The sequence below is a fragment of the Flavobacterium sp. SOK18b genome (assembly GCF_014156605.1).
Taxonomy (GTDB): Bacteria; Bacteroidota; Bacteroidia; order Flavobacteriales; family Flavobacteriaceae; genus Flavobacterium; species Flavobacterium tiangeerense.
Genome location: NZ_QKNZ01000049.1, coordinates 1 through 25949 on the forward strand (window position 1 = coordinate 1; position 25949 = coordinate 25949).

At 33.3% G+C, this 25949-nt stretch carries 28 protein-coding genes and 1 pseudogene; 20 read left to right on the top strand and 9 right to left on the bottom strand.

The annotated features are described in order from the left end of the window. The coding region (locus DNC80_RS09005; RefSeq protein WP_220485220.1) for a hypothetical protein at nt 1-544 on the top strand (544 nt) is incomplete at its 5' end. Nucleotides 545-547: 3 nt separating this feature from the next. Next, entirely contained in the window at nt 548-970 is a 423-nt protein-coding gene (locus DNC80_RS09010; protein ID WP_182650924.1) for a hypothetical protein, read from the top strand. A 296-nt stretch (nt 971-1266) separates the two neighbouring features. On the opposite strand, the gene DNC80_RS09015 is transcribed toward DNC80_RS09010, so the two are convergent. Next, nucleotides 1267-2625 carry an IS1182 family transposase gene (locus DNC80_RS09015; RefSeq protein ID WP_370628731.1) on the bottom strand — a complete coding sequence of 453 codons (1359 nt, stop codon included), beginning with the start codon at nt 2623-2625 and terminating at the stop codon, nt 1267-1269. Nucleotides 2626-2908: 283 nt separating this feature from the next. Between DNC80_RS09015 and DNC80_RS09020 the strand changes: the two genes are divergently transcribed. Then, nucleotides 2909-3931, top strand: a complete 1023-nt coding sequence (locus DNC80_RS09020; protein ID WP_182650925.1) for a hypothetical protein — start codon at nt 2909-2911, stop codon at nt 3929-3931. 94 nt (nt 3932-4025) lie between these two features. On the opposite strand, the gene DNC80_RS15810 is transcribed toward DNC80_RS09020, so the two are convergent. Both DNC80_RS15810 and DNC80_RS16000 read right to left on the bottom strand, forming a co-directional pair. Then, complete coding sequence (locus DNC80_RS15810; protein WP_255493201.1) at nt 4026-4475, bottom strand: transposase; 450 nt, start codon at nt 4473-4475, stop codon at nt 4026-4028. Between the two features lie 5 nt (nt 4476-4480). Then, nucleotides 4481-4822, bottom strand: coding sequence for a transposase (locus DNC80_RS16000; protein WP_370628732.1), 342 nt, complete (start codon nt 4820-4822; stop codon nt 4481-4483). Between the two features lie 350 nt (nt 4823-5172). Between DNC80_RS16000 and DNC80_RS09035 the strand changes: the two genes are divergently transcribed. The 13 genes from DNC80_RS09035 (at nt 5173) to amrB (ending at nt 14326) form a co-directional block, all read left to right on the top strand. Then, nucleotides 5173-5421 carry a DUF6364 family protein gene (locus DNC80_RS09035; RefSeq protein WP_182650926.1) on the top strand — a complete coding sequence of 83 codons (249 nt, stop codon included), beginning with the start codon at nt 5173-5175 and terminating at the stop codon, nt 5419-5421. Then, the gene (locus tag DNC80_RS09040) at nt 5418-5831 is read left to right on the top strand and encodes a PIN domain-containing protein (RefSeq protein WP_182650927.1); all 414 of its coding nucleotides are present in this window, start codon (nt 5418-5420) and stop codon (nt 5829-5831) included. Before DNC80_RS09035 ends, DNC80_RS09040 begins: the two co-directional genes overlap by 4 nt. 455 nt (nt 5832-6286) lie before the next feature. Continuing rightward, nucleotides 6287-6757, top strand: coding sequence for a hypothetical protein (locus tag DNC80_RS09045; RefSeq protein WP_182650928.1), 471 nt, complete (start codon nt 6287-6289; stop codon nt 6755-6757). Between the two features lie 242 nt (nt 6758-6999). Continuing rightward, a complete protein-coding gene (locus DNC80_RS09050; RefSeq protein WP_182650929.1) occupies nt 7000-7245 on the top strand; it encodes a type II toxin-antitoxin system ParD family antitoxin in 246 nt (81 codons plus the stop codon). Beyond that, complete coding sequence (locus tag DNC80_RS09055; RefSeq protein ID WP_182650930.1) at nt 7245-7544, top strand: type II toxin-antitoxin system RelE/ParE family toxin; 300 nt, start codon at nt 7245-7247, stop codon at nt 7542-7544. The genes DNC80_RS09050 and DNC80_RS09055 overlap by 1 nt, the downstream gene beginning before the upstream one ends. 482 nt (nt 7545-8026) lie before the next feature. Further along, on the top strand, nt 8027-8476 hold the full coding sequence (locus DNC80_RS09060; RefSeq protein WP_182650931.1) for a MarR family winged helix-turn-helix transcriptional regulator: 450 nt from the start codon (nt 8027-8029) through the stop codon (nt 8474-8476). Continuing rightward, nucleotides 8466-9797: a serine hydrolase gene (locus tag DNC80_RS09065; protein WP_182650932.1), complete on the top strand. Its 1332-nt coding sequence runs from the start codon at nt 8466-8468 to the stop codon at nt 9795-9797. Before DNC80_RS09060 ends, DNC80_RS09065 begins: the two co-directional genes overlap by 11 nt. A gap of 25 nt (nt 9798-9822) precedes the next feature. Further along, nucleotides 9823-10011, top strand: coding sequence for a hypothetical protein (locus tag DNC80_RS09070; RefSeq protein ID WP_182650933.1), 189 nt, complete (start codon nt 9823-9825; stop codon nt 10009-10011). A 93-nt stretch (nt 10012-10104) separates the two neighbouring features. Then, nucleotides 10105-10596, top strand: a complete 492-nt coding sequence (locus tag DNC80_RS09075; protein ID WP_182650934.1) for a hypothetical protein — start codon at nt 10105-10107, stop codon at nt 10594-10596. Nucleotides 10597-10598: 2 nt separating this feature from the next. Then, entirely contained in the window at nt 10599-11327 is a 729-nt protein-coding gene (locus DNC80_RS09080) for a hypothetical protein (RefSeq protein ID WP_182650935.1), read from the top strand. A 425-nt stretch (nt 11328-11752) separates the two neighbouring features. Next, complete coding sequence (locus DNC80_RS09085) at nt 11753-12445, top strand: FISUMP domain-containing protein (protein WP_182650936.1); 693 nt, start codon at nt 11753-11755, stop codon at nt 12443-12445. Nucleotides 12446-12759: 314 nt separating this feature from the next. After that, entirely contained in the window at nt 12760-13008 is a 249-nt protein-coding gene (locus DNC80_RS09090) for a hypothetical protein (RefSeq protein ID WP_182650937.1), read from the top strand. Nucleotides 13009-13249: 241 nt separating this feature from the next. After that, entirely contained in the window at nt 13250-14326 is a 1077-nt protein-coding gene (gene amrB / locus DNC80_RS09095; protein ID WP_182650938.1) for an AmmeMemoRadiSam system protein B, read from the top strand. Nucleotides 14327-14515: 189 nt separating this feature from the next. On the opposite strand, the gene DNC80_RS09100 is transcribed toward amrB, so the two are convergent. Next, a complete protein-coding gene (locus DNC80_RS09100; protein WP_182650939.1) occupies nt 14516-15178 on the bottom strand; it encodes an RNA methyltransferase in 663 nt (220 codons plus the stop codon). Between the two features lie 221 nt (nt 15179-15399). Here DNC80_RS09100 and DNC80_RS09105 point away from each other — a divergent pair, with 221 nt between their 5' ends. The 4 genes and pseudogenes from DNC80_RS09105 (at nt 15400) to DNC80_RS16125 (ending at nt 19831) form a co-directional block, all read left to right on the top strand. Continuing rightward, entirely contained in the window at nt 15400-16092 is a 693-nt protein-coding gene (locus DNC80_RS09105; protein ID WP_182650940.1) for an NAD-dependent deacylase, read from the top strand. Between the two features lie 68 nt (nt 16093-16160). After that, nucleotides 16161-17507: an adenylosuccinate lyase gene (gene purB, locus DNC80_RS09110; protein WP_086454331.1), complete on the top strand. Its 1347-nt coding sequence runs from the start codon at nt 16161-16163 to the stop codon at nt 17505-17507. A gap of 89 nt (nt 17508-17596) precedes the next feature. Continuing rightward, nucleotides 17597-18742 (top strand): annotated as a pseudogene (locus DNC80_RS16120) (cation:proton antiporter); the annotation flags it as partial. Nucleotides 18743-19357: 615 nt separating this feature from the next. Continuing rightward, nucleotides 19358-19831: a TrkA C-terminal domain-containing protein gene (locus DNC80_RS16125; protein ID WP_370628733.1), complete on the top strand. Its 474-nt coding sequence runs from the start codon at nt 19358-19360 to the stop codon at nt 19829-19831. Between the two features lie 135 nt (nt 19832-19966). Here the strand turns inward: DNC80_RS16125 and guaB are convergent, their stop codons facing one another. The 5 genes from guaB to DNC80_RS09140 all read right to left on the bottom strand — a co-directional run bounded on the left by guaB (nt 19967) and on the right by DNC80_RS09140 (nt 25774). Next, a complete protein-coding gene (gene guaB, locus DNC80_RS09120) occupies nt 19967-21439 on the bottom strand; it encodes an IMP dehydrogenase (protein WP_182650941.1) in 1473 nt (490 codons plus the stop codon). 242 nt (nt 21440-21681) lie between these two features. Then, nucleotides 21682-23073, bottom strand: a complete 1392-nt coding sequence (locus DNC80_RS09125; protein WP_182650942.1) for a DUF5723 family protein — start codon at nt 23071-23073, stop codon at nt 21682-21684. Further along, the gene (locus tag DNC80_RS09130; RefSeq protein ID WP_182650943.1) at nt 23070-23621 is read right to left on the bottom strand and encodes a hypothetical protein; all 552 of its coding nucleotides are present in this window, start codon (nt 23619-23621) and stop codon (nt 23070-23072) included. Before DNC80_RS09130 ends, DNC80_RS09125 begins: the two co-directional genes overlap by 4 nt. Nucleotides 23622-23729: 108 nt before the next feature. After that, entirely contained in the window at nt 23730-24593 is an 864-nt protein-coding gene (locus tag DNC80_RS09135) for a hydroxymethylglutaryl-CoA lyase (protein ID WP_182650944.1), read from the bottom strand. Nucleotides 24594-24745: 152 nt separating this feature from the next. After that, nucleotides 24746-25774 carry a quinone-dependent dihydroorotate dehydrogenase gene (locus DNC80_RS09140; protein WP_182650945.1) on the bottom strand — a complete coding sequence of 343 codons (1029 nt, stop codon included), beginning with the start codon at nt 25772-25774 and terminating at the stop codon, nt 24746-24748. Between the last annotated feature and the right edge of the window lie 175 nt (nt 25775-25949).

A 25949-nucleotide genomic window follows, 5' to 3' on the forward strand; every position in this document is an offset into this window, starting at 1 on the left:
TGTTATTATATATATGCTTTTGTATATATTTGTCACGTACAATTGTCAAACACAAATGTACATACGTTTTAAATCAAACTATATGATGGAATGCTTAACCGCTAAATCAAAAATTCAAGAAACCTTTAATGAGGTTACTGAATTAGCAAATCAAAAAAATGTCAAAGCTCTAAAACAAGAAGCTGTTGATAAATTTTTGGATAAAATTATAGTATTTACAACTTCTCTTGAAAATCAAACCAAAACGATAATAGATATTAATTCAAAATTAGAAAAATTATCTTGGGTAGATAACGTTGACGATGAATGTCTTGAATTAATAAAAGGATTGCTTGATAAATCAAACGCAGTTCATAAAAAACTAATTCGTACTTATGTAAGTATGAGTTGGGTTATTACCAAAGACATTGCCACCAAAGCAATGCGTAATTATAAAATCGCTTTAGACGATCTAAAAGAGCACAATCAAGATTTAGAAGATTTGTATTTTAACCTCCCTGCTGATACCGAATTTGCTAAAAGAATAGAAATGTTAAGCAAATAATGGATGAATGTTTATTGTTCCAATAGTTTTATTGAAGAGTATCAAAAATTAATTAAAAAGAAACAATACAAAGATTTAGAAAAATTATTTTTAGAATTTTTTATAGATAACACTTTTGATATTGTTGCTACTGGAAATAGACTTTACGGTCCTGAGCACATCCCTTTTCTTAAAAAAAGAATTCCTGATGCTGGAGGATATAGATTATATTTTCTTGCGGATTTTAATTCTGAAAACATTTACATTAATTATATTCATGCAAAAAGGCAACCCCTTGGATATGACAACATTGGTATTGAAAAGAAAAAAGAACTTCATGATGCTATTTTAATTGATCGTAATAACATCCCAATACTTTATAAATTAGAAAGATGTCCAGTGGAAGGAATTGCGGTATTTAAACCTTATGAACCACCAAAAAAATAATATGTAACATAAGAACAGAAATCTCTCCCTGTAAGGAGGGATTTTCTTATTTTTACAACTTAACCATAAAACCGATTTGCCAACACACGCTACAACGGATTTGGGCATTTGGCTTAATGGAAAGTTGTTTTTGTACTTGGGATAATTTAGCAAATCCGAAAGATTACACATTTTTAATCCCAAACCCGCTGTAGCGCGGGAACGTCAGGCTGTGAAAAAACCTCCTTTTTTCCTTAAAAACCTTCAATTTTCCTGTTCTACAATTCAAATAAAGCCTTTTTAAGAAGGCTCTTTTTTTAGGCTACTAACTTAGTTTGATAGAAATCAAGGGCATTAGTTAGCTTTAAATACTCCTTTTTTAGTAAAAACAGGACTTTTGCCTTGTAGGGTGAGTTCCATTTTTTGAGTTTGGCAATCAGATCGGGAACGCCCAGGATATTGATACTGCGTTTGATGTTATACACCAGCATAATTAGGCTGTGTTCTCCTTTTACTTTTTCGAGCCCCGTTAAATTGGTATGGTTATAGCCCCATTGGCGTTTGATAGTACCAAAAATGTGCTCGTTGATCTCTTGCCGCTTGCGGTAGAGTTGTGGGTTTTCATGATAGCGCTTGTTGTTTTCTTCTACGGCTTCGGCATATTGGCTTCGGTCGATTTCTCTGCCTGATGCTCTACTAGTACATAAATGTTTTACGGGACATTCTTTACATTTTGGGGTTCGGTATTTTTTAAAATTATAGCTATCTCTATCTGTAGTTTTCTTATGCCAACTGCCCGTAGTTTTTAGCGTTTCGCCTTGTGGGCAGGTATAGGTATCGGTGTCTTGATTGTATTGAAATTGGGCTACCAAATAATCCTTGGTCGTACCGTTTTCGTTACTTTTTCCTTGTTCTGGCTGTGCTACGATGGTAGTGATGTTGGCTTGTTTGCAAATTTCTATTTGTTTGCCATTATGATATCCTTTGTCCACCAGGGCGGTATAGGTTTCTATTGCTAGATTCTCTTTGGCTTCTAGGGCAATGGCAGACAAGGCACTGCGATCGTTCTTGTTGATGGTTTGCGTGACTACCACTAGATTGTGTTTGGCATCGACTGCAGATTGGAGATTGAATGAGATTTCAACTACTTGTCCTTGCACTAATAAGGCTCTGGCATCGCTATCGGTAGTACTTATTTGCGGCTCGCCACTTGCTTTTAGTTTTTCTTCTAGTTGCTCATAACGCAATTTGTTTCCTTTCAATCGGTCTAACTTTTGTTGGATATTTTGGATTATAGCGGGGTTATCTTTGGCGTCATTTTCTTCCAAAGCATCTAAGTATTCTTGGGTTTTTACTTCAATATAATCTACATTTTTGTCGATTTTCTTTTGATTGAAATTGGCTTTCTTGCTATTGTGGGCTCGGCTTTTGGTACCATCGATAGCAATGGTTTCGCAACCTATCAAATCGGCATCTTTTAAAAAAAGAACATAGAGTTTGAATAGCTTTTTCAAGGCAATAGGATTGTTTTTTCTAAAATCGGATATGCTGTGGTAATTAGGAATAATAGCTTCTAAAAGCCATTGCATTTCCATGTTTCTCGAACATTCCTTTTCTAGATCTCGAGCACTTCTGACTCCGTTGAGATAGCCATATAAATAGATCTTTAGAAACACTTTACTATTAAAACTTGGGCGCGACCTTCAGTTTTGAGCGTTTTTACCGAAAAACCAAGCTTAGAGAGGTCTATAGATTCGACAAAGGCATCTATAAATCGTACCTGATTATCGGGACTTATTGTATCTTCTAAACTTGTAAAACGCAGTTGTTGACGAGAAATTCCGGTGATGTGTTGCATTATTAAATATACGAAAAACCTCCTTTTTATACAAGTATTTTGATATATTTGGCGATAATACAACGGAGGTTTTTTCACAGACTGACGTTGGCAGATATATTATGAAAAAATTCACCTATATAATTCTAATTTCAATAATATTCAGTTGTGGACGTGAAAAACCATATCCGAATAAAATTTCTGACTTTAGAAGTGAACTCCAAATTCATCTAAAAAAACTTGCTGCTGAAAAAAAAGTCCCTTCAAGTGATACAATTGCAAGAAACTTTATAAAAGAAAATTGCACAAAAGAAGAATTATTAAAACTACTTAATTGTGAAGATCCAATATTAAGAGTAATTGCTTACCGAACTTTGGTAAATAAAAATGATAAAGATTATTTTAAAATACTTCTGGGGCATTTGAGCGATACAACTAAAGTTGAATGGTGGTATTTCGAAGATGCGGCTGATAACTTTATGGTTTCAGATTTATTAATTAGAAAAGCAGAAGACAGCAGAAAACTTACTCAAACAGAGAAAAATATTTTAATTGATAGTGTTTTGTTGAAACATTCATATTTAGATGTTTCAAATTGGATGTTGCAGGACATAGAACCAAATGAAAAATATTATTCGGTAATAAAGCAAAAATCTAAAATTAAAACTGACAGATGTGGAGAACAGTTAGGAGCTTGCTACGCATTATCAAAATTTAAGAAAAAAGAAGATTTAGAATTTTTAAAAACTATTTTTAGTACTATTGAAAGCCCTTGTGAAGATTGGATTTTTAAATCAATTGAAGAAAATCCAAACGACATCTATTTTCCAATACTAAAAAAGTTTTTGGAGAAGACTATAAAAAAGAAAAAGCAATCATCTTCAAATGATTTAAAGTATTATTGTCGCGCAATCGCCAAATATAAGAATAAAGAAAGTTTAGCTTTATTAACCGAAATTTTAGACAAAAGCAACTATCCAGATACTTGGTATTTTAAATACAATGAAGAAAATGTATTTAGGGCAATTCACAAATACAAAGAACCAATTTATGGAGACTTGTATAAAAAATTGAAACCTAAAATGAGTGAGTATGTAATGGAATATCTAGATAAACCAGATTACACAGAAAGAAAAACGTGGTAAAAATACATCTGCCAACACAGGTAGCTGTTGCGCAACTCTCTTAAAAAAGTAAAATTTCAAGATAAGGATAAAAAACAACCTCGTTTAAGAATATTTAAGCGAGGTTTATTTTTGGTTTTAGGTTGTAGTTTGTAAAAATAAAATGCCTTAAAAAGTCGGTTTTCAAGTCTATGAAAGCTGTTTTTAGAGAAGTTGGTACTTTTGCTTGTATTTCACTTACAACTCCGGCTTTTGTTTTTGTTTTTTTGGTGATAAACTTCAAGTATTTCTTAAGATTATAGGTCAATGCTGCCATTAAAACGTGTTTGTTGGCTTGCTTGATTCCTCTTGTGTTTACGCGCTTCATATTGGTAAAATTGACCAATGTTCCTATTACTGGTTCTACGGTTTTACTTCTCACTCGTACCATTTGCTTGGCATAGCGTGCGTTTTGAGTTAGTTTTTGGTGCATTCGATCATAGTGTTCCTTGTGGATGCTGTGATCTATCTTTTGTTGGATATTTTGGATTATAGCGGGGTTATCTTTGGCGTCATTTTCTTCCAAAGCATCTAGTATTCTTGGGTTTTTACTTCAATACAATCTACATGTTTGTCGATTTTCTTTTGATTGAAATTGACTTTCTTGCTATTGGGGGCTCGGCTTTTGGTACCATCGATAGCAATGGTTTCGCAACCTATCAAATCGGCATCTTTTAAAAAAAGAACATAGAGTTTGAATAGCTTTTTCAAGGCAATAGGATTGTTTTTTCTAAAATTGGATATGCTGTGGTAATTAGGAATAATAGCTTCTAAAAGCCATTGCATTTCCATGTTTCTCAAACATTCCTTTTCTAGATCTCGACCACTTCTGACTCCGTTGAGATACCCATATAAATAGATCTTTAGAAACACTTTACTATTAAAACTTGGGCGACCTTCAGTTTTGAGCGTTTTTACCTAAAAACCAAGCTTAGAGAGGTCTATAGATTCGACAAAGGCATCTATAAATCGCACCTGGTTATCGGGACTTATTGTATCTTCTAAACTTGTAAAACGCAGTTGTTGACGTGAAATTCCGGTGATGTGTTGCATTCTTAAATATAGGAAAAAACTCCTTTTAATACAAGTATTTTGCTATATTTGTTTGTAAGTAAACCGAAGTTTTTTCACAGACTGACGTTGGCAGTAATCGCAAAAAAAATCGAAATTCACATTTATTCCGTCCTAAATTTATATATTTGTACGTATAAATATTTTATATTATGAATACTAAACTCACATTAAAGCTTGACCAAGAGATAATTGAAAAAGCTAAACATTATGCGTCTGAAAAAAAATTAAGCTTATCTCGAATTATAGAAAATTACCTTAATTCTTTGACTTCAGATAAAATAAATAATGACATACAAATTTCGCCATTCGTAAAAAGTCTTTCTTCAGGAATTAAAATTCCAGCTGATTATGATTATAAAAAAGATCGTGCTGATTATTTAGAACAAAAATACAAATGAGCAGAATTTTTTTAGATACCAACGTAATATTAGATTTGTTGGGAGAAAGACTTCCTTTTTTTGATTCAATTGCTAAGGTTGCTACCTTGGCAGACCAAAAAAAACTTACTCTAATTGTCTCACCTCTTTCATTCACGACAATAGATTATGTTTTAAATAAATATGAAACATCCGAATCTGTTTTGAATAAACTTCGAAAGTTTAAAATAATCTGTGAAGTTTGTGAGGTCAATGAGGAAACAATTGACAAAGCGTTGAATTCGAGTTTTAAAGATTTTGAAGATGGTGTTCATTATTTTACTGCTTTACAATCTAACTGCTCAATGATTATAACCAGAAACGGAAAAGACTTTAAGCACTCTACAATTCCAATTATGACCGCTGAAGAGTATTTAAGTAGCATTATATAAAGCAACTACTGCCAACACACGGAGCTGTTGCGCAACTCTCTTAAAAAAGCAAAATTTCTAGATAAGCATAAAAAACAACCTCGTTTAAGGATTTTTAAGCGAGGTTTATTTTTGGCTTTAAGTTTTAGTTTGTAAAAATATAAAGCCTTAAAAGTCGGTTTTCACGTCATTGAAAGCTGTTTTTAGAGAAGTTGGTGCTATTTACAAAAGCATCGATAATCCCGAAGCTTCGGGAGAACTGGATTCTCTTGGCTTATCGTGTCTTCTAGAATCACTATTTACAGTTGATTACACTGTATTCCTTGTATGTATTGCATGTTTAAAAACACAAAATATTTATTTTTCTTACAATATTTTTAATATATTTGTTTGAAAGATTACTCCGTCTATTCGCTATCGCTCGGGTGTGAAGTTTTTTCATAGTGTGAAGTTTGCGGTAATGTTAAAACAAAAAAATGAAAAAAATATTCATTATAATTCTTCTTTTTATTTCCTATACTAACATGGGACAAGAAAAACTTCACTATCAGTATAATGGAGAAGAAATTAAGTATTCAAGAATTGACTACTCAAAATACGGTATTGTGCATATTTTTGTTAATATGTATGAAGAAAGTGATGAAAATAAAAAAATAGAAAAAGAAGCAACTCTTTTTTTAGCTAATCAAAAAAATCTGTACCATACACTGTATTTTTTTATTGAAGTTTCAAGGAAATATAGTCTTGCTGATAAAGAAATAATATTTAATGAAATAATGAAAGAAATTGAAAATAAAGAAAATCTTAAAAATTTCAATCTATATTTAAACTTTGATATTGATTACTCAGATAAATATCAAAGAGAAGTAATTGAACATAAAATTATAAATAAAGTTAAAAGAGTTTTTACTAACATTAATTCCAAGAATATTATTAATGGATTGTAAGTTACAAGAGAATAATGTTAAAAGTAACCGAACGAACAACAGCCATTACAACGGATTTGGGCATTGGGCTTAATGGAAAGATGGTTTTGTATTTGGAAGATTAGTAAATCCGAATAATAGGCTTAATTGAAAACCCAAAATCGATTTATTACCAGAACTTTAGCAGTAACTTTTGCTCAAAAAAACCGAAAAAATTTTGAATTTAATACCAATTATTGGTATCTTTGGTGAAAATAAAAATCATGGCACGAAATACATCAATATTATTAGGAGACTATTTTGAAAACTTTATTAATGAACAAATTTCTACAGGAAAATATAGTTCAGTAAGTGAAGTTGTTAGAACTGCTTTAAGAGTTTTTGAACAAGAAGAAACTAAAACAAAATCTTTGATCAATGAACTAAAAATTGGCGAAAAGAGTAGTAAAATCAGAAATTTTGACCGCAATAAAAACCTTGAAATACTAAAAGCTAATTTCCAAAAATAATGTCAGTTTACATAATTAGTGAAAAGGCAATAGAAGACATCAATAACATTTGGATTTATACAGCAGAAAACTGGTCAGTTGAACAAGCAAATAGATATTATAACTTAATTATTGACGAAATTGAATATATCGTAGATAATTTTGATTTGGCTCGTGACATTGGAAAAATTAGAAAATCATATAAATATTCAAAAGTAAAATCACATTTAATTTTATTTAAGAAAGATAAAACTAATGAAATTGAAGTCGTGAGAGTTTTACACGAAAGAATGGACATTGAAAACCGATTAGCAGAATAAATAAAAAAGCAACTACCAACACGCGTAGCTGTTGCGTAACTCTCTTAAAAAAGTAAAATTTCAAGATAAGCATAAAAAACAACCTCGTTTAAGGATTTTTAAGCGAGGTTTATTTTAGGTTGTAGTTTGTAAAAATAAAATGCCTTAAAAAGTCGGTTTTCAAGTCAATGAAAGCTGTTTTTAGAGAAGTTGGTACTTTTGCTTGTATTTCACTTACAACTCCGGACTTTGTTTTTGTTTTTTTGGTGATATACTACAGAAAAAATGTTTTGAAAGTTTTCCAAAGCTAAGTTTTCGATTGGGACAGCCTACTCCAACTTACAATTATTATTGGTTTCAGAACACGTTTCAAACCAGCCAATCAATTTATTATAAAAACATTACAAAGCAAACCCATTTAAAATTTCAAAAAATAAATATTTTTCAAAAAAATTAATCAATTAATTGATATATCAATTATATTTGCATCAAATATTAAACAAATGAAAAATACAAATCCCACAGGCACGGTACTTTACACCTTAGAGCAAACAATAAAAGAATACCGAAAAATGGCTCAAAAAAATATAAGTTCCATTGTACATGATATCACCGTTGACCAATGTTTGGTGCTCATAATTCTTCACAAAAATCCTGAGTACTCCCAAAAAGAAGTAGCAGAAATGATTTTTAAAGACAATGCTTCAGTAACAAGAATTATTGATTTGATGGTAAAAAAGGACTACATCAGTCGGAAAATTCATGAGACTGACAGACGCAAATTCAATCTTGAAATCACAAAAAAAGGAATTGAAACCATTGCTTTACTCACTCCCACTATACAAAAAAACAGAACAGATGCTCTAGCTGGATTGTCTGAAAATGAAATAGTTCTTCTGGACCAACTATTAACTAAAGTACTTATCAACTGTAAAACGGATCATGAAAAATAGAAATCAAACTAGTGTAAGTCTCGTAGTGCTCCTATTCACAATTTTGCCAACGGTTCTTTTTTGTCAAAAAAACACATCCGCAGCTATTGAAAAACACATGCAAGCACAGCATGATATCAATCATTTTAGCGGTACTGTTTTAGTATCAAAAAACGATACTGTACTCTTCAAAAAAGCTTACGGATTTGCTGATTACGAACAAAAAATTAAAAATACGATTGACACTAAATTTCAATTGGCATCAGTTACTAAACAATTTACTGCAGCGGCAATCCTTCAATTGGTGCAGGAAGGAAAATTATCTCTGACTGATCCGCTAAGTCGTTTCATACCTGATTACCCCAAAGCAGATCAGGTTACCATACACATGCTGTTGTCTCATTCGTCTGGACTAGCCATGGGTTTCAAAAATATTGCAACAAGTACGATGTCAGCTGATTCAGCCTACAACGAAATAAAAAAAATGCCCTATGAATTTGAACCTGGCACAAAGACAGCCTACAGTAATATTGGCTATTATTTGTTAGCTAAAATTATAGAATCAGTTTCTGGCGAAAAGTACAGCACTTATCTTCAAAAACATGTATTTGAAAAAGCAGGTATGTACAACTCTGGTGTAATTAGTAATAATGCATTAATTCCTAACAAAGCTAAAAATTATATCAAAGAGCACAATCGCTATGTTAGCAACCCTTTTATCAATTGGGACATCAACTATGGTAATGATGGTGTGTATGCAACTGTTGAAGATTTGGCTCTTTGGGACAAAGCGCTTTATGGCACAACCCTTTTATCCGAAAAAATGAAACAACTAATGTTCACACCTTATAATACACAAAATTGGGGATATGGTTTTGTAATCAATCCATTTTACAATCACGGTCATGAACTGATTGCGCATGACGGTGGCTTTTTTGGTGCTATGACATCCTTCAATCGGTTTACAAAAGATCGCCTTTTGGTCACTGTGCTTTCCAATAATGAATCTCTTTCACATATCATTGCCTACGGACTTTCAGCTCTAGTTTTTCAAAAAGAAGTTACACTACCCTACAAACACAAAAAAATAAAGGCAAACCCATCTATTTATAATCAATACACAGGGCAATTTGGCACAATTGAAATCATAAAAATGGGTACCAAACTTTATTACAACAGTATAGAACTTGAACTTTTCCCTGAATCAAAAACAAAATTTTTTAGATCAGATGACAATGATAGAACAGTAGAATTTTTAGCGGACAAAAACGGCAGTTACAATTCGATTGTGGTAACTAAAGGAGGCGTAAAAGAAATTTTCACGAAAAATAACCCAAACTAACAACTTTAAAGAACAAAAATTTAAGGTGTCGAAAATCAAGGAAAACGCAACACTTGGTTATATCATTTGGAAATACAATGACAAGAAATTAGATACTATTTTTCTGTTTGGTGTCAGTAAAACCGAATTTTTGAACTTACTTGTTTACACCAAACTGTGGGAAGAAAAAGAAAAAATCGCTTTTTTAGAAAACCTCTTTGAATTAAACCAATAGATTTCTGATTGCTAATTCCTTGTGAATCTAAATTTAACCAAAAGGTAACGCAACCAAAAAAACCTTTAGTTATCTTTAAGGAAACATTTGACTATGAAAAAAACAGTACTTCTATTGCTGGTTTCAATTTTGTTTGTTTCCTGCTGGCCAACAACCGATCCCAATGACTTTCCGAGACAAGAATACCAACCTGTAATCATTACTCGTAGCGTCCTAGAAACTTCGATCGTTTTTCAAAACGCACAGCCCATTGTTAAATCAGGAAAAATTTACATTAAAGAAGATTTAATGTTTATTAATGATGTCAACAAAGGTTTTCATGTTTACGATTATGCAAATCCAAGTAAACCAGAAAGACTCTATTTTATAAAGGCTCCAGGAGCCACTGATTTAGCCATCAAAGGCAATACGGTGTACATTAATCAAGCTGTCGATTTAGTCACAGCAACGTTCGATCCCGCCACAAGAATTTTTAAGGTTACTAACCGAAATAAAAATGTGTTTCCGCAAAAGCAAGCACCAAACGGGACATTTGGCTACACAAAAGACAATGAAATTATAATTGACTGGAATCTAAAAAAATAATCATGAAAAAAATTATATTCTTCTTCCTATTGATAGTTACATTCGGTTGTTCTAATAGTGATAGCGCATCCAACGATAGTACCGGACAAGGCGGTTCCCTTGCTGTTTTTGCCCTAAAAGGCAATTATCTATATAGCGTAGACCAAATGAAATTAAATGTGTTTTCGTTAATAGATGGCGAAAAACCCGTTAAAGTGAACGATATTCCTATTGGCTTTGACATCGAAACGCTGTTCTCTTACGAAGACAACTTGTTTATTGGATCTAGAAACGGAATGTTTATTTATTCGATTAGCAATCCTGAAAACCCAACCAAATTATCTAGTGTACGACACTTTACCGCTTGCGACCCTGTTATTGCAAATAGTACACATTCCTATGTAACGTTGAACTCAAATACTACTTGTGGCAATAACAGCAACGTTTTGCAAGTTTACGACACTAAGGATCTTAAAAACCCCAAATTAATTCACAGTCGAAATCTCATGCAACCCAAAGGAATTGGTTTTTACACTGCAAAATACCTTCTGGTTTGCGACGATGTTCTCAAAATATTTAACATTGAAAATCCTGTAGAACCGGTTTTGGTTCACTCAATCGACAAAAATTGTTTTGACGTAATTATACGAGACAATACTTTATTTGCAATTGGGAACAAAGGGGTTTACCGCTATAAAATGAATCCGAACGATATCAAAGACATACAACTAGAGAGCGAAACAAATTTTTAATTTTCTCTTTTGAGTAATAGATAAGACGACTTTGTAGAAAGTAGTTTTTTTTTACGTAAGTCTTGTATATTTACGTTTATTCGGTTGCTAACACTTTCAAATTGTTTTTGATAAAGAATCAAATTGAAATTTTACATTCTGTGTGTTGTATTTGCTTCACGATAGGTATTTTTTATTTCAATTTTTACTTCGAAATTGTTCCAAAGCATATTGCAATTTGGATTGTCTATGTAACTTTTCCTTTGGTTCTATCTATTTATGAGAACCTAAAGAATAATAGCTAATGCAATTTATTTTCACAACCAGCTCCAGCAATAAAATTATCCTGACGGGACAGCTGTAGTTGAAATAATTTTATTATTTTAGTTCCTTAAAGTTTTTTTTTAAATAGATAATTATAAAAATTAACACAAAACCATTCATATATGAAAAAACTACTTCCACTTTTGTTTTTAATAATTATCTCTTGTTCGAAAAATGAAGAAAGTGACACCAACAACGCATTCGGAAAATTAGTTGATCGTGATGGCAACACCTATAAAACTTTAAAAATAGGCACTCAAACATGGATGTTAGAAAACTTAAAAACAACGAAATATAACGATGGAACACCAATTCCTAAATATGCTTTTTCAGATAAATGGAATAGTATTGCTCACTACCAATGGGCCAATACAAATGATTTAAACAATGTGTTTTCCGAAGAATTACCTTCAGATTACTATGGCGCAATGTACAGCGATCTTGTATTAGATAGTGGAAAACTCGCTCCAACTGGATGGAGAATACCTAGTAAAAAAGATTTCGAAATTTTAGAAAATTACCTCAAAACAAATGGACACAGTGGTAATGAAGGGAAAGCTTTAAAGTCAAAAACAGGATGGATTCGCTCAGGATTTGGCACTGATGCCATTGGCTTTAATGGATTAGCAAATGGATATGTTGATGTTCTTGGTACACCAAAAGCCAGTGAAATAATTTCTAATTGGGCTACAACAACTAAAACTTCAGATGGTTTTTTCAGAGTAGTGATTAACTTGGTACACGACCAAAATACTATCTCCTATTCAGAAAACATCATTAATATTGGTGTAGGAGTGCGATGTATTAAAGAGTAACTGCAGTCTATCTAATTTTTCTACACGGAGTAGTATGCTTAATGTATACCGTTTTCCTAATCAAAAAAGCAGGACTTAAGCGTTTTAAAAACTTTACTTCTATAAACAATTGTAAAAATGACAAACTGTTTACAGACGCTATTTTAACAAGAATCTTCTTAGGCGAAAACAACTAAGCAGGAAATTTTTACTAAAATCATATGAACCTTATCATTTTAAATATCAACCAAATCTGATTGTAAATTCATCTGAAAAATACTTTTAAAGTATAAAACTAGTTCAGACTAATTTGTACTTAAATTAAAACTAAACCTATGAAAAAAAATACTTTACAAGAAATGAATGATTCAGATTTACTAAAAAGAAAAAACACAATAAAAGGAGTAATTATTGGTTTTGGAATCCTATTTATTATAGCTATTGGAACAATGATGAGTCTTTATGCAAATAAGCCATTTAACCCTGTTTTATTTATGCCATGCTTCATTTTTCCTCTTACTTTGCTACCCATGTTTGTAATATACAATTCCATAAAAACTGAAATAAAGTCTAGAAATGTTTAATTGAAAGATATTTAAATCTCCTCATGCAATTGAAACCAAATGAGTAGCGTATCCTTTTGGGCAAACTGTAAAAAAAATATTGGGAATGAAACTCCAAAACCTTTTTTTATATCATTATAAATGTTGGTAGCAAGCACTAGAAAGGGACTAAAAAACATCCAAAAAGTAAAAATGGATCTGAAAATTGCGACCGCTATATGCTAGCGTTTTTTAACGTAAATTGCTTAAAATAAAATTTGATATGCGATTACTATTTATTTTGATTTGTTTGTGTTGTTTCAGTTGTACAAGTAAAAAAAATGTCAAAAATCCAGCACAAGTCTTAGCACTAGAAAAGAGAGTTAGGCCTGTGCATGATACAATTGGTTTTACAAAATACAATTGGCAATTAGATTCTATTTATAATCGTTTAGGTATTAAGGATTCTAAAAATAATTTGCAATGGAAAGCAGCTATTTGTCCGCATGACGATTATAAATACGCCGGACGTTTGTATTACGAATCGCTTAAAGGAATTAATGCCAACACGATTATTTTAATTGGTGTTGCACATCGCGCTCGCAATTTTAAACTTCAAGACAAAATCATCTTTGGAGATTTCACACATTGGCAATCGCCTTATGGTGATTTAAAAGTGTCTGATTTAAATGCTGAAATTATGGCGCAACTGCCAAAATCATCTTATCTAGTTCATAACGATATGCAAGAGTTAGAACATTCACTAGAAGCTATTATACCTTTTTTACATCGCAAAAACAAGAACCTACAAATTATTCCAATACTGGTGCCTTATATCAATTACGAAACAATTGATAGCAATAGCAATACTCTCTCTGATGTGGTAGCGAAAATTTTAAAAGAAAAGCATCTTACATATGGTAAGGATGTAGCAGTTGTCATTTCTAACGATGCGGTACATTATGGAACTGAAAATTGGAATGGCGATTTAGCTCCTTTTGGAGTTGATGATGAAGGTACTAAAAAAGCAAGAGCTCTAGACATGAAGATTATTGAGAAGTGTTTAATAAACAAAATTAGTACTGAAAAAGTAAAAACCTTTACCGAATACACCGTCCAAAATACAGATTACAAAGAATATAAATGGGTTTGGTGTGGTCGTTATTCGGTGCCATTTGGAGTGAGTTTTGCCAATAAATTAAATCAGGCATTGTACAACAAACCTTTGACAGGAACTTTTTTAAATTACGCATCAAGTATTGATCATGAACTTATTAAAGTAGAAGATTTAGGTATGGGAACTACGGCTATAGCTACTCAAAAACACTGGGTAGGTTATGCAAGTATCAAATATGAATAGAGATGTAATTCTGGAGGTTGAAGACATCAATTAATAAGATTACTAACTGTATAAAAATATTCCCGACCTGACGAATTTTTAATCCGTGATATCAATGATCACATCATCAAAATATGAATCTAAATTGTGTGCTTAGCTCCTCCCTAAGCCGCAGCAAATCGTTACAATATAATTAAAGTTTTTTTCACACTACTTTGGGTTTTCCTCAAAATACCGTTTTTCAATTCTTTTAATATCTTTAATAGAATTTTTGGCCCAAGCCAAACGTTTTTCTAGGATTTCGTTTTCGTTTAAGTGCCAATCCATGTTGGAATTGCGCAATCTATTGGTTAAATTTTGAATAATAATTGCTGCCGAAACGGAGATATTCAAACTTTCGGTGAAACCTACCATGGGGATTTTTAAAAAACCATCGGCACGTTGCAAGATTTCCTCAGATAAACCATCGCGCTCGGTGCCAAAAAATAAGGCACTGGGTTTAGATATATCAAAATCTTCCATCAAACAATCGTTGTCGTGTGGCGTGGTAGCGATAATTTGGTAACCTTTATTTTTTAAAGTGTCAACACAAGTTGTTACACTATCGAAAGTGTTAATGTCAACCCATTTTTGGGCGCCCATGGCAATTTCTTTATCGATACTTTTTCCGTAGCGCTGTTCAATTACGTTCAGTTCTTGAATACCAAAAACTTCGCAACTGCGCATAACAGCACTCGTATTGTGCATTTGAAATACATCTTCAACAGCTATTGTAAAATGTTTGGTTCTGTTTTGCAATACTTTCAAAAATTTCTCTTTGCGGTTATCAGTGAGGATATTTTCAAGAAACTCGAGATATTTTAAGTCGATCATGTGGGATTATTTTTTGGCAAAAATAGTAAAAAAGACTAGTTTTATCTTTTAAAGAACAGCGAGTATTGATCTCTTACGAATAGTACTTTAAAAGATAAAAAAAGTACACTTACGGGATTTGCGTGAGGGATTGACGCGGCATCCTTTATGGGCTTTTTTTGCCCATAAAGATAGAGCAGAAAGCCCGGTCGCCGCGGCGAACACGCCCAAAAAAATAGAACATGAAAAAGAAATTAGTAGTTTTGACTGGCGCTGGAATTAGTGCTGAAAGTGGTATTAAAACATTTCGGGATAGTGACGGACTTTGGGAAGGGCATAACGTTCAAGATGTAGCCACGCCCGAAGGTTGGCGTAAAAATCCGGCTTTGGTACTTGATTTTTACAACCAAAGGCGCCGACAGCTCAAAGAGGTAACTCCGAACGCAGCTCATTATATTTTAGCAGAATTGGAGTCGGAATTTAATGTGCACATTATCACTCAAAATGTAGATGATTTGCACGAACGTGCTGGCAGCACAAAAGTACTGCACCTGCATGGAGAATTGTTGAAAGTGCGTAGTACACGCATCCCTGATTATATATTAAACTGGACCGAAGATTTGAATTTTGGCGACTTTGATGAAAATCAAAATCAATTGCGCCCGCACATTGTGTGGTTTGGCGAAGAAGTTCCTGCACTAGAAGAAGCTGTTTCAATTACAGAAACTGCTGATTATTTTGCCGTGATAGGCACCTCGTTACAGGTGTATCCAGCGGCAGGTTTGATTGATTTTACCAAAGTGACAACACCACTATTTTACATTGACCCCAAACCGATAAAAATTCCGAATTTGAGAAATCAACTGCAGGTAATTCCTGAAATTGCTTCAAAGGGAATGCAACAACTAAAAGCAATACTCTTGAGGGATATTTAAAAAAATATTCCTTTTATAAATTGCCTTTAAAGGTTTATATTTGTGCTTTTCCAACAAATAACACAACAATGACTACTTTAAACGAATTGAATGCTATTTCTCCAATTGATGGAAGATATAGAAGTAAAACCCTTTCTTTAGCTCCATTTTTCTCTGAAGAAGCTTTGATCAAATACCGCGTACTGGTTGAAATTGAATATTTCATTGCTTTGTGCGAAGTGCCTTTGCCACAACTTGCTGGAGTGAATTCGGATTTATTTGAAAGTTTACGCAACATTTACCAAAACTTTTCGACAGAAGATGCCCTTTGGATTAAAGAAACAGAAAAAGTAACCAACCACGATGTAAAAGCGGTAGAATACTTTATCAAAGATGCTTTTGAAAAACTAGGTTTATCACAATACAAAGAGTTCATTCATTTTGGGTTAACTTCCCAAGACATTAATAATACCGCGATTCCGTTATCTACAAAAGAAGCTTTTGAAAAAGTATACATGCCCTCGTTAATCGCTTTGACAGCAAAGTTGAAAGAATTAAGCGTGGAATGGAAAGACGTGCCTATGCTAGCACGCACACACGGACAACCTGCCTCACCTACTCGATTGGGTAAAGAAATTGGCGTTTTTGTAGAACGACTAGAGGAGCAAATGCGTTTGTTATTCAATATCCCTTTTGCAGCTAAATTTGGAGGTGCTACTGGAAATTACAATGCCCACCATGTAGCTTACCCACAAATTGATTGGAAACAATTTGGAGGGAAATTTGTGGAAGATATTTTAGGATTACACCACTCCTTCCCAACCACACAAATAGAACATTACGATCATTTTGCAGCGTTTTTTGATGCGTTAAAAAGAATAAACACCATCATTATTGACTTGGATAGAGACATTTGGACGTATGTTTCAATGGAGTATTTTAAGCAAAAGATAAAAGCAGGCGAAATAGGATCGTCAGCCATGCCGCATAAAGTAAACCCAATTGACTTTGAAAACTCAGAAGGAAACTTAGGGATTGCCAATGCTATTTTTGAACACCTTTCGGCAAAATTACCGCTGTCAAGATTGCAACGCGATTTAACAGATAGTACTGTTTTAAGAAATGTGGGCGTACCAATAGGTCATACCATCATAGGATTTGAAGCTACTTTGAAAGGATTGAATAAATTACTCTTGAACGAACCTAAATTTCACGAAGATTTAGAGAAAAACTGGGCTGTTGTAGCGGAGGCAATTCAAACTATTTTGCGTCGCGAAGGATATCCAAATCCATACGAAGCCTTGAAAGGGTTGACACGAACTAATGAAGCGATTGATAAAAACGCCATTCATGGTTTTATTGCAACACTGGATGTATCTGAAGCTATAAAAGCCGAATTAATGCAAATTACACCTAGCAATTTCTTGGGAATCTAAGCCTGAATATTGTTATACTTTTCTAAAATCTGCTTTTGTCACGTGATAAAAGCAGATTTTTTTGTTATTTTAGTAAAAATTCAAAATTTATGTTTCCCTTTTTAGCAACTTCAGTAGTTCATTTACCCGATTTAATAACTGATTTAGGTTTAATCTTAATCACTGCGGCGATTGCTGTGTTGTTATTTCGAATTTTGAAACAGCCTTTGGTTTTAGGGTATTTGGTTGCAGGATTTTTAGCCAGTTCTGAATTTGATTTTTTCCCAACAGTAAAAGATGTTAACAGTGTAAAAGTTTGGGCTGAGATTGGCGTTATTTTTTTACTATTCAGTTTAGGACTCGAATTCAGTTTTAAAAAATTGGTAAAAGTGGGTGGTACGGCTTCTATCACTGCGTTTACACAAATAATTACATTAGTAACCCTGGGCTTTTTTACCGGTCAATTTTTGGGATGGAGTAAAATGAACAGTATTTTTCTTGGTGTAATATTATCCATTTCTTCTACTACCATAATCTTAAAAACCTTTGATGAACTGGGCGTAAAATCGCAAAAATTTGCTGGAAACGTAATTGGTTCTCTTATTGTTTAAGATATTATTGCCATTTTAATGATGGTTTTGCTCTCAACAGTTGCGGTGAGTCAGCAGTTTTCTGGAATGGAATTGGTGCAATCCGTTTTAAAACTGATTTTCTTTTTGACCATCTGGTTTGTAGTAGGTATCTTTTTTATACCAACATTATTAAAAAAAGCCAAACATTTATTAACTGACGAAATGATGTTGATTATTTCATTGGCCTTGTGTTTACTAATGGTGATTTTTGCTGCCAATGTTGGGTTTTCGCCAGCTCTTGGCGCCTTTATTATGGGATCTATCATTGCCGAAACCACTCAAGCGGAACACATAGAACATCTTGTAAAACCTGTAAAAGACTTATTTGGCGCTGTTTTCTTTGTATCCGTTGGAATGTTAATTGATCCGAATACACTGCTAGAATATGCTTTCCCTGTCGCTGTTTTAACATTGATTGTAATCTTTGGTCAATCCATAAGTTCTACAATAGGTTCTTTGTTATCAGGGCAGCCACTTAAACAGTCCATACAATCCGGTATGAGTTTATCTCAAATTGGAGAATTTTCATTTATAATCGCTACATTGGGAACCACCCTAAAAGTAACAAGCGATTTTTTATATCCTATTGTTGTAGCTGTATCTGCCATTACCACTTTTACCACACCTTTCATGGTCAAGTTTGCAGAACCATTTTCGGTTTTTGTTGAAAAGAAACTTCCTAAAAGATGGGTGAAAAGAATTAAACTCTACAGTTCTAATACCGAAGAAATAAAGTCATTAAGTAATTGGCAAATTGTAATGAGAAGTTACCTCACACAAGTTGTTCTTCACTCTATCATTATTGTTGCTATTATTTTACTTTCGTCAAATTTTATACTTCCGTTAGTAGAAAATTCAAAATTTGGAAATGCTACTGCTGCATTGATCACGCTCATAATTTTATCACCATTTTTGTGGGCGCTTTCATTAAGAAGAGTAGCGGTCAAACAAGTTCAAATCTTATTGGAACAGAAAAAGCATTATGGACCAATTATCATGCTAGTACTTTTTAGAATAGCGCTTTCTCTATTTTATATTGGCTTTATTTTAAATACTTTTTTCTCGGTAGGAACTGCTGCAATAGCTTTTTTAATTGCCATAGGTGCTTACATCTTATTCCCAAAAAAATTACATGCTGTTTATCATAAAATTGAAGAACATTTTATGACCAACTATAATGATCGAGAAATTAGAAAAGAAAATAAACGCCAAAATACGCTCTCACCTTGGGACGGACACATGACCGAGTTTGACATTGCCAAAGAATCTAATTTAGCTGGAAAAACTCTTGAAGAATTAAAAATTAGAGAACAATTTGAAATCAACATCGCCTCAATTAAAAGAGGAGAAGTAGTTATAAATATTCCTTTGCGAACCGAAAGATTGTTTCCAGGAGATGAAATAAGTGTTATAGGAACGGATAAACAAGTTAAGGAATTTAAAATCTACTTGGATAAAAATGAAATTGATGTTGCCGAAAAAGTGGTTGAGACCGACATTATCCTTCAAAAACTGGAATTAAAAAATCGAATTTATATAGGCAAAAGTATTCGCGAATCGCAGATAAGAGAAAACACCCATGGTATTATTGTTGGTATTGAACGCAACGGAAAACGAACCTTAAATCCTGAATCTCACCTGGTACTAGAGGAAAGCGATATTTTATGGATTGCAGGCGAGAAGAAAAAAATTGCTGCCTTTTTAAGATCTTAGCCTTTTTTCCATAAAAAAACCATTAAGAAAATTAAGTTTCAACTGCAATTGAACGCTTATGTAATTTTCTTAATGGTTTTAATTTATTGTAACCCTAAAGCTATTTCAAATATCCATCTGAAATTTGCTCAAGAACTATCTTGAATAATTAGGAGCTTCTTTTGTTATAGTCACATTATGTGGATGACTTTCATTGATACCACTAGCAGTAATGCGAACAAAACGTCCAGTCTCTTGTAGCGTAGGAATGTCTTTTGCACCACAGTATCCCATTCCAGCACGAAGACCACCAATGAATTGTAACATACTTTCATTTAGTTCTCCTTTGTAAGGCACACGACCTACAATTCCTTCTGGAACTAATTTTTTTACATCATCTTCAACATCTTGAAAGTAACGGTCTTTAGAACCCGTTTCCATAGCTTCAACAGAACCCATTCCTCTGTATGATTTGAATTTTCTACCTTCGAAAATAATGGTTTCACCTGGAGATTCTTTGGTACCTGCAAGAAGTGAACCTAACATAACACAATCAGCACCAGCGGCTAAAGCTTTAGGGATATCACCTGTATAACGAATTCCACCATCAGCAATTACAGGAACACCGGTTCCTTTTAAGGCAGCAGCTACTTCAAGCACTGCAGAAAACTGAGGAAAACCAACACCTGCAACAATACGAGTCGTACAGATAGAACCTGGACCGATACCTACTTTTACACCATCAGCGCCGTTTTCAACTAAAAATTTAGCTGCTTCAGGAGTTGCAATGTTACCCACGATAACATCAATTTGAGGAAATTTAGATTTAACTTCTTTCAAGGTATTCACCACGCCTTGTGTGTGTCCGTGAGCAGTATCGATAATGATTGCATCCACACCCGCATTTACTAAAGCTTCAGCTCTTTGTATGGCATCACCCGTAACCCCAATCGCTGCTGCTACACGCAAACGTCCGAAAACATCTTTATTAGCAATAGGTTTTTGGGTTAATTTAGTAATATCTCTAAAAGTAATAAGACCTACTAGTTTATAAGTAGCATCCACTACAGGAAGTTTTTCAATTTTATGGCCTTGCAATACTACTTCGGCTTGTTCTAAGGAAGTTCCTTCGGCAACGGTAACTAAGTTTTCACTTGTCATTACTTCAACAATAGGTCTTGCATTATTTTTTTCAAAACGCAAATCTCTGTTAGTAACAATTCCTTTTAAAATTTTATTTTCATCAACGATAGGGATACCGCCAATACCAAATTCTTTCATAACATTTTTTGCATCAGCAACGGTAGAACTCAATGGTAAAGTTACTGGATCGATAATCATACCTGATTCAGCACGTTTTACCTTACGAACTTTAGTTGCTTGCTGCTCGATAGTCATGTTTTTATGCAAAACACCTATTCCTCCTTCTTGTGCCATTGCAATAGCCATAGCACTTTCGGTAACAGTATCCATAGCTGCAGATACAATAGGGACATTAAGCGTTATATTTCTTGAAAATTTTGATTGGATACTTACTTCACGCGGAAGAACGTTAGAATAGTTTGGAACTAATAAAACATCATCGTAAGTCAATCCTTCACCGATAATCTTAGAGTTGTGTGCGATCATTGCAATTGTAGTTGGAGTTTAATTGCGTGCAAATATACATTTTTTTTTCACAGAAAAAGAACATAAAAATGATAAATCAATAAAGTAAACTACTTCAACAACAAATTCTATTAAAAAGAATACTTGATTTTAATACCTCAATCTTAATCGTTTAGACAAACGGGCTTTTTAAAATTTAAAAAAAATACAACTTGGTACTGTTTATAAACTCTCTTGAAATAATTGTTTCAATTGTTTGAAAATTATTTTACAATCACATTGAATCCTAACTGAAAAGAAAGGCTGTTCGCTTTTGTTAGATCCTTATATTCTAACAAATTATCAGCCATTAGATAGAAATTTATAGGCCCTGCAGTAGTTGACAAACCCAAACCTATATTTTTACTAGAATAGGTATCTAATGTATAGGTGGCCTTAGCCTGTAACCCTTTTAGGATTTTTCTCGAAAAATAAGTTGTAAAAGCAAACATAGGCATTCTAGGAGTAGACATGACAAATAATTGCGCTCCTACTGCACTTTTATAAACTGCTTCGCTTCCATTACCTTTACAATTACAATCGTCCTCACTATCCTCATCAAAAGAATATTGAAAAGAAGAATTCAATTTAATAGGACGCCATGTTGTGTATTTTGAATTTATAGTATCTAATGGAATGGCTTCTTGAAATTCTTTGTAAATATTTTCTGCAGAAGCTCCTGAACTAAAACTAGGCACAATACCTCGATAGTTGTACCTTCCCTTTAAGGTATAACTTTCAACATCCTTAGTATGGTTTATAAATCCTACATCAAGAATACTTCCTGTTATTTGTATGTTTTGTAACGGATAATAAGTAAAACCTGCATCAAAACCTAAACCTAAATTACCACCTAAAAGAGCTCCATTTGTAATGTCCTTAACTACATCCGATTCATTATTTTCATCATCATACTTTGCCAGTCCTGAAGTATTGAGTTGCATATTCGAATAGATACTTTGATCGTAAATACCTATATTTGAAGGTCCTGTATAAATATAACCTGAGTTTTTCGTAGAATTAGCGTTATAAATACTGGAGTAAATCTTTCCACGAACACCCACAATAAAGTTTTTGCTAATATTTTTATGTACTCCAATGTGCCACACTGACAATAACTCAGCCTTCATACTTAAATCTCCTAAGTCAAAAATTTTCCCTAAGTAATTACTATTGCCATCAATTGCAAGAATGGCTAAATCCTTAGGCATGTAACTCATCATATCAAATTCTTGATACATACCAAATGAGACATACGCGTTGGAAGCATCACGGTCAGCACCCGGAATTCTAAACCCGCCATTAAAAATTTCCATTTGCTGGTTTACCGCCAATTTATCATTTCTGTTTGTCGTCATCACCACATTACGCAACTTAGTGTTAAAATCAACACCATCGTTTGCAAATAGATCGTAGGTACTAAAACCGCTTGAACCTACATTAGCAGAAACACCAGACAATAATGGGACTCCAGCATACCATTTGTAGTTAAAATCAGCACCAGGGTTTGTCATCAATGATTGTGGAACTGCCGTGAAATTATACAAGATTTGCTTGTTTTGTGACCAACTACAAAATGCAACGAGCAATGTTAAAATGTGAATTATTTTTTTCATTCTACAACAAGATAAGCAGTTACACCTGAACGTAATATTAATTTTCCTGTACTCGTTTCAGTCAGTGGTTGGCCAGGTAACATGCGTAATATGAAAGCAATTTTGGTTGTTCTTTTAAGTAAATCAAGTTGCACATTCTCAAAAACATCCGTTCTATTTACTTTATTTACTGTTCCTGAATATGCTGGCACATTAAGATTGGCCGAATAAACTGTAGTATTGTCTTTATCTAAAAATAGAAGTTCTACTTCATAAGCCCTATTAATGGTGTTTTCCATTTCGGTAAAAATAGAAGCTTTCTTAAGATTATCTCTAAAAAATTTATCTGAAAAAACATCCACTGCAGGTACATCAAAAACTAAGCTTTGCTCTTGACCATTGTCTACAAAATCTGGAGCAGGAACTTCAAAATAAGCTAAATTAGCTATAAAAACAGGCTCTAATTTCAAAGTGTTCACTTGATCAAAATCAACATCACTAGCACATGAAGTAAAAAGAAATACGATAGAGATGCAACTATAAACGAATGTAATGAGCGATCTTTTCATTTGGAATTAGTAATTTGATTATTATAAAAATACATACTTTTTATTAAAAAAACGAAATTAAATTAACTCTAGTATGTAGTTTCAACAAACAACCATACAATTGCTTTTTTAATGAAATTCTCCAAATAATTTTGATGCCTCATTGTAGGCACTTTCAAAACTCATAGGACTCATGCCCGCATATTCTTTTTTTGCTGTAAAATAAGAGAGTAATTTTTCTGTAGGCATGTTTCCTGTTAGATTATCGGTTGCCATAGGACAACCTCCAAATCCTTGTATAGCACCATCAAAACGCCTGCAACCCGCAAGATAAGCAGCGTCAATTTTTTCAAACCATTTATCAGGAGTAGTATGCAAATGAGCTCCGAACTCAATAGTAGGATATTGCGGAATTAAATTTGAAAATAAATACGATATAACATCTGGGGTTGAACTACCCACGGTATCCGAAAGGGATAAAATTTTAACACCCATTGCGGCTAATTTCTGAGTCCATTCACCCACAATATTCACATCCCATGGATCACCGTATGGATTCCCAAAACCCATTGATAAATAAGCAACTACCTCTTTATTTGATTTATCAGCAATTTCAAGAATTTCTTGTAAAGTCACTAGAGATTCAGCAATGGTTTTGTGTGTATTCCGCATCTGAAAATTTTCAGAAATAGAAAAAGGAAAACCTAGATATTGAATTGCCTCATGAGTCGCAGCCTGCGAAGCACCCAGTGTATTGGCAATTATTGCAAGAAGTTTGCTTTTAGTTTGAGATAAATCCAATTGATCCAGCACTTCGGCTGTGTCCTGCATTTGTGGAATTGCTTTTGGAGAAACAAAACTTCCAAAATCAATACTATCAAACCCTACTCTTAATAAAGATTGAATATAAGCTACCTTTCTGGCTGTGGGAATAAATGGTTTTATGCCTTGCATGGCATCGCGCGGGCATTCTATAATTTTTATTGGCTCCATATAAAGTCAAAGATACTAAAGTAATTGTTTTTACGAAATCGTTTTTTCTGTTTAACGCAAAATTTAAAAATTCCGAAAATTAGCAGTAATCAATCACATTTTTCTTAAATGACAAATACAAAAAAAGCTACGCTTGTGGGCTTTTTTTTTCGTTAGGATTTTGACTTTCTTTTTAGCAAGGCCTTGTTAATTGCTTTTACCAATGCTGGTCCTTCATAAATAAAACCCGTGTATAACTGAATCAAACTGGCTCCAGCATCAAGTTTTTCAAGAGCATCGGCAGCGGAGTGAATCCCCCCTACACCTATTATTGGAAAAGCTTTATTACTTTTTTCTGAAAGGAAACGAATAACTTCGGTAGAGCGTTTTGAAAGTGGTTTCCCTGAAAGCCCACCCATTTCAATACGATTCTCAGATTGTAAACCTTCGCGAGAAATAGTGGTATTTGTTGCTATTACTCCTGCAATACCAGTTGCACTTATAATATCTATAATATCAAGCAATTGATCATCAGTTAAATCTGGTGCAATTTTAAGTAAAATTGGTTTTTGTTTTGGCTGAGCCAAATTCTTAGTTTGCAAGGTCTGTAATAATAATGTTAGCGGCTCTTTATCCTGAAGCGCTCTTAAATTAGGAGTATTAGGCGAACTTACATTGACAACAAAATAATCTACATAATCATACAAAGCATCAAAACATAATTCATAATCGAGCGCAGCATCTTCATTTGATGTAATTTTATTTTTACCAATATTTCCGCCAATTAAAACCTTATCATTGCTTTTCAATCGATTAACGGCATCATGAACACCTCCATTATTAAAACCCATTCGATTGATAATAGCACTATCCTCTTTTAAACGGAATAATCTTTTTTTAGGATTTCCCTCTTGCCCTTTAGGAGTTAGTGTTCCAATTTCAATAAAACCAAAACCAAAATTAGAGAGTTCTTTATACAACTTAGCGTCTTTATCAAAGCCTGCAGCAAGTCCCACGGGATTTTTAAATTTTAATCCAAAAACTTCTGTTTCTAATTTTGGATCGTCTACTAGATAAAGTGACCTAAACAAAAAAGTAAAACCTGGCACTTTAGATAAAAAACGAATGCAAGAAAAAGTAAAATAATGAACCTCTTCCGGATCAAACCAAAAAAGAATAGGACGTAAAAGCAATTTATACATGATTGTGTTGTTGTGTCATGCAAAAATAGAACTATCTCAGCGATAAATAAATTTTTAGAAAAAAAATAAAACGATGTTACTTGAATCATTGGTATTATAAAACAAAATGGAAGTCTTGAAAAGATAAAACGACAAACTTATTTCTCAACAAAAACATCAAATAAAAGCTCTATTT